Source organism: Coleofasciculus sp. (genome assembly GCF_046539235.1).
Taxonomy (GTDB): Bacteria; Cyanobacteriota; Cyanobacteriia; order Cyanobacteriales; family Coleofasciculaceae; genus Coleofasciculus.
Genome location: NZ_JBKHHI010000445.1, coordinates 1 through 5193, shown reverse-complemented (window position 1 = coordinate 5193; position 5193 = coordinate 1). Strand labels below are relative to the sequence as shown.

5 protein-coding genes and 1 pseudogene are annotated in these 5193 nt (G+C 46.0%); 1 reads left to right on the top strand and 5 read right to left on the bottom strand.

The window, feature by feature from the left end; genetic code table 11:
* Window positions 1–119: 119 nt before the first annotated feature.
* Together ACLFWI_RS26360 and cofG are read right to left on the bottom strand one after the other, a co-directional pair.
* A complete protein-coding gene (locus tag ACLFWI_RS26360; RefSeq protein WP_446415386.1) occupies window positions 120–1016 on the bottom strand; it encodes a hypothetical protein in 897 nt (298 codons plus the stop codon).
* A gap of 14 nt (window positions 1017–1030) precedes the next feature.
* Window positions 1031–1999, bottom strand: a complete 969-nt coding sequence (gene cofG / locus ACLFWI_RS26355) for a 7,8-didemethyl-8-hydroxy-5-deazariboflavin synthase subunit CofG (protein ID WP_446415385.1) — start codon at window positions 1997–1999, stop codon at window positions 1031–1033.
* A gap of 155 nt (window positions 2000–2154) precedes the next feature.
* On the opposite strand from cofG, the pseudogene ACLFWI_RS26350 reads away from it, so the two are divergent.
* Window positions 2155–2253: pseudogene (locus ACLFWI_RS26350) on the top strand (type II toxin-antitoxin system RelE/ParE family toxin); the annotation flags it as partial.
* A 130-nt stretch (window positions 2254–2383) separates the two neighbouring features.
* Here ACLFWI_RS26350 and ACLFWI_RS26345 read toward each other — a convergent pair.
* The 3 genes from ACLFWI_RS26345 to ACLFWI_RS26335 all read right to left on the bottom strand — a co-directional run bounded on the left by ACLFWI_RS26345 (window position 2384) and on the right by ACLFWI_RS26335 (window position 5064).
* Window positions 2384–3046 (bottom strand): HAD-IA family hydrolase, encoded by a 663-nt coding sequence (locus ACLFWI_RS26345; protein WP_446415384.1) that lies wholly within the window; start codon window positions 3044–3046, stop codon window positions 2384–2386.
* A 181-nt stretch (window positions 3047–3227) separates the two neighbouring features.
* The gene (locus ACLFWI_RS26340) at window positions 3228–4430 is read right to left on the bottom strand and encodes an NAD(P)/FAD-dependent oxidoreductase (protein ID WP_446415383.1); all 1203 of its coding nucleotides are present in this window, start codon (window positions 4428–4430) and stop codon (window positions 3228–3230) included.
* 163 nt (window positions 4431–4593) lie between these two features.
* On the bottom strand, window positions 4594–5064 hold the full coding sequence (locus tag ACLFWI_RS26335; RefSeq protein ID WP_006099879.1) for a YlqD family protein: 471 nt from the start codon (window positions 5062–5064) through the stop codon (window positions 4594–4596).
* Between the last annotated feature and the right edge of the window lie 129 nt (window positions 5065–5193).

Here is a 5193-nt window from a genome sequence, read left to right as displayed (position 1 = left end):
AACAAAACCCGCCCTCCTCACCGATAACCTATCAACAAAACCCGCCCTCCTCACCGATAACCTATCAACAAAACCCGCCCTCCCCACCGATAAATTTAGCCACAATTGTAGGGGTGGGTTTAGGGGTTCACTGTTACCTGATTAAGACTACCCAGCCATTTAGTTCTTGGCACACGATAGGGTTGAAATATCAAGGGTTCCCAACCGCCAAATTTAACCAAGTGAGCCAGAAAATGTAACGTTCCGGCTAGAATATCACTCCGTTGCGGTTGTACAATATTGCTTAATTTCAATTGATCCGGAGATTGCCAAAAGTCTTTCATTGATGCCACAATATCTGGAGCATTAGATAAGCGCACGAAGAAAAAGATAACTTGAGCCATTTTCGCCTCTACAGCCGCTGGGTTTTTGAGTTTATTCCCCTGAAATTTTCCGTCAAAGCGCTGCTGAATAAATTTTTTCACTTGCTGGGAATAGGCGGTAGAATTATAGTCAGTAATCGCTTGAGAAACCGAGTGATAGCGACCCGAATTAATCAGAGATCCGATCACACAAGCCGCTACATCGGCGGTATAGTCGGAATCTCTAGCAAAGCGAGTTAAGGCTTCAGATAAGCTTTTAACCGCTAGGGTTTCATATTGCGTTCGATACACAATAATCGCTGAACCAATATCACCCGCCCACGCCGTATGATCGGCTGTCCATTGGGTTAAATCTGACCATTGAACGCCTGGTTGATTAATTTGGTCAGACAAGGAGGCGAGAAAATGACCAAAGTCTGTGGTTTCTCCACTTAACAAGACATCCCCATTGAGTTTTCCTTGAAATTCTCCTTCAATATACTCTTGGTGATAACCTGTGGCGGTACTCCATAACCTTGTTGTATAGTTTTTTCGGGTATAGCCGCGCAAAATATTGGCGATTTCATACGCTGATTTATTAGGATTTTGCCGTTCAACGTTTTGGATAAATTCTAAGGCAGTTTCAAGTTCAGACATAAATTCGTCATTTGTCATAAGCTGTCACGCATTTATAGCAGTAGACACAATCGTTTATTCAAAACGGCTTGTTGTAATCGTGGGGACAACCAATCATTATACTGCGGATAAACGGGTAAGCGTGGTATCAGATGCCATCCGGCTGGTTCAATAATATTTTGTAATCGCTGAATTTGAGGATGGGGATAATCGGGATTTACCTCGTCTTTGGGTCCAATTCCTCCCAAATCCCTCGCCCCTGCGTCTAAACAAGCGAGTAACCATTGATCATCTAGGACTAAATTGGGCGGAATTTGCAGGGTAATATCAGCGGGTAAAATTTGACGGGCTTTGGCTATGACTTGGGGTAACTGTTGTGGATCAAATGCGGGGGCTTGCCAATATTGTTGATCACCGGGACTATGGGGTTGTAAGATAACTTCTTGGATGTGACCATACTGATCATGAAGCTGCGCGATCGCATCTAAGGTTTCCCACCAATCCATGGGTGTCTCACCAATACCCAACAATAGCCCTGTGGTAAACGGGATCTGCAATTCCCCCGCCCAAACCAGTTGTTGTAGCCGTACCTGTGGTATCTTACTCGGAGCATGACGGTGAACGGTTTGCTGGAGTTGGGGTGTTAGTTGTTCCAGCATTAACCCCATTGACACATTCACCAATTTTAGCGATCGCATCTCCTCAAACTGCAATGGTCCTACATTAGTATGGGGTAGAAATCCCATGGATAGGGCGAGTTCACATAAATCATAAATTCGCTGGAACCAAGCTTGACGCCGTGGCGAGTGGGGATGTACTTCACCACTGAGGATGAGAATTTCACAAATTCCCTGGGATTGAAGCTGTTTTAAGCGATCACCAGCCTCTGTTAAAGTCAACCATGGACTTTTACCCGGATCAGCGCGAAAGTTACAATAGCTACAACGGTTAAAGCATTCGTAAGTAGGAACCAGGGTGTAAGCGGGACTATAGGTAATAATTTTAGAAGCGCTAATTTCCATTCTCTCCCAACTCTCAACCTGACACCACTATAGGCTGCACTTGATCGCAGGTACGAACCCTATAGTTCTAGCCAGGAAGTAGCGACTAGCTATTGACTTACATAATATGTATATTATATATTATATATTATATTTATGTTATGGGAAATAATATTCTACGTGTTCAACACGCTGGGGAACCGTACAGGATTCTTTTTGCTTTTGACCCGAAAAGGCAAGCAGTTCTTTTGCTTGGTGGCAATAAATCTGGAGATTTGGGAGGTTCTGTGGATATTACTATCCATTTTCCGGAGAAAGAACCCGTATGCTTTTCTCGTGTTGAAACCCTATTATCTCGGAAAGGAGCAGAGTCAGACACAGAAATGTAACTTTCAGACTAATTACTTAAATCTCAGCCATATTCTCAGAACGCTCCAACCAGATAGCTCTCAATCCCGCTGCTTTAGCCCCTTGATAATCTTCCCGCAAACTATCACCAATGTGCCATGCTTCTGAAGGTTCACATTCATATTTCTGTAAAGCGTGGGTAAAAATTTTGGGATCAGGTTTAGCCGCCCCCGCTTCTGTGGAAATGGTGATTGAACTGAAAAACTCATCCAGATTCAGTGCTTTTAGCACAAAGTAAAGGCGAGAATCAAAATTGGACAAAACACCCAGTTGAATATCGACCCGCCGCCACGCCTCCAGGGATGGGATCACATCGGGATAAATAAACCAGGGTTCAGTTGTAGCAAAGTGGTTGTAAAGATGGTCAAAAAAATCGGTAAAGTCGGTAAACTGTTCTAGAACACCGACCTTTTGGAATGTGCGAAGGGCAATTACACGCCACCATTCAAATTCACACTCATGAATCTCTTCTGGGTCTGTATCTGGGAAAACTAAGGGATCAGCCGCAGCAAAAGCCTGGAAAAAGGCATCGTTAACCAGTTTCGGTGGTACATTCACGTTGAACTGGCGAGCGATCGCACTGTAAATCTGACCCACGCTCCCGCGCACCCCAAATAATGTACCAACCGCATCTAGTAAAATGACTTTTGGATTGGTCATTTGTCATTCGTCATTCGTTATTTGTCTTATAGTTATCGTACCTGGTCAGGGCGGGTTTAGTTACTTATGGGTGAGGTCAGAAACGATAGTAGTAAAACCCGCCCCTACACAACACTCAATCAGGGCGGGTTTTGAACAAACATTATCGTCAACCGGGAAACGAAAATCCATAAACCCGCCCCTACATACCCTCATCTTTGAGCAGATTGAATAAAGGTTGTGCCATCCAATTTAAACCAACTTTGAGCTGATGGTCTAGGGTGGGCATACGATAAAGATAGGCAAGACGCCGCGCTAAGTGGGCGAAAACCCCATCAAGTTTTAATCCTAACCCGGTCAGTGTCGCGTTGTCTGTCCCTAATGTCATCATTTCGCCTAAATGCTGGTAGCGGAAGGGGAGTAAGGGACGCCCAGTTAGAGATGCCCAGATATTCCAAGCAGCGTAATCGGCTTGCTGGAAGGCGGATTGAGCCGTGTTGGGGACTTGTTGACCGGTGGCGTCTCGACAATCAGCTAGATCCCCGAGGGCATAAAGTTCTGGGTGATCAACCACTTGTAGGGTTGGGGTGATCATGAGTTGACCCCGGTGGTTTTGTTTAAAGGGGAGCGATCGCACGACGGGGGCGACTGTGGTGCCAACTGCCCATACCACTATATCTACTGGAATGGTATCCACCTGTCCTTTGTACAGCAGGGAAATGGTATCAGCGCTGATCGCATCTACCGACGTGTCCAAGTCAATCCACACATTTCGTTCATTTAAAGCTGTCCGGGCGGCTTCACGGTTAAATTCGGGAGAGGTTTTCAGAATCATATCACCCCGTTCAATTAACCGGATGCGTCCTCGTTCTCCCAGCCGATCAGCGAGTTTGCAGGCGAGTTCCACCCCACTATACCCACCGCCCACAACCGCGACACGAATTTTTTCCGCGTCGGATTCTTCGAGCATGCGTAACCGTTCTTCTAAACGATAAGCATCTGCGATCGCCCGGAAGGGAATGGCATGTTCAGCGACACCGGGGACGCTCTCCATCGGTGTAACTCCGCCTAAGGATAAGACCAGGCGATCATAAGTAAACTCTATACCATCCTGCAATTGTACCCGCTTTTGCTCACTATCAATCCCCATCACCGTCGCTTGGGTAAAGCGTACTCCTGTATTTGCCAGAAGTTCTTCAAAGGGTGGGGCAATTTCCCAAGTTTGCAGTTCACCTGTGAGGAGTTCGTACAGCAGCGGCATAAATACGAAGCGATCGCTTTGATCAACAAGTATAATTTCTGGCTGCTGTGACGTTTCCCAAGGGAGTTGGCTTAAGCGCAGGGCAGTATACAGCCCCCCAAAGCCTCCACCGAGAATACATAATCGGGTTGTTTGGTCACTCATTGTTGAATGGGCGGATTATCCGTGGTAGGGGAACTTCTTTCCAGGATAGCAAGATACCCAATGTAGAGACGTAGCATGCTACGTCTCTACAGGCAGGGCGGGTTTTGAACAAAGGTTATGATCAATAGTAAAACACGATTCCCAAGGCACCCGCCCCTCTGCTTTAAATATCGCCGCGAATTTCTTCGACTACGCCATCTCGCAGCAGAATTTCGACCTGCATTTTGCGAACCAGGTTATCGCCGGCTTCAACGCGGAAAAAGCTTTCGATCTGACCTTGATTGACTTCTTGGTCAAGTTCGAGCATCTGTACCTGTTGAAGTTGCTGGAGTTGCTGGTTTTTTTGCTCAAGCAGCTCACTTTTCTTTTGATTGACCTGCAATTGAATACTTTCGATTTGCTGCTTGACTTGAGGACCCGGAGGATTCACACTTTGCTTTTGAATTTCCGCGATCGCCCGTTGCCCTTGCATGTCCAACTGTTGAAGTTGAGAGTCCAGTTGGTTAATTTGTCCTTGAAGTTGTTGTTGCACCTCCTCCTTCCAGCGGGGTGTGACAATGGCTTTAATATTAACCGGTCGCTTCAAGAGTAGGTTGGATTGAGATTCTTTGGATTGAGATTCTTCTGTAGGCATATAGGTATTTCTCAGTAGGTCTGACACTTAAAAAGGTAAGGGTTAATCCGGCTAACAGGATAACCTAAAGTTTGGGGGCATAATCATGTTAAGAGCAACAGGCAACTTGCCAGCAGACTCTTTCACCCT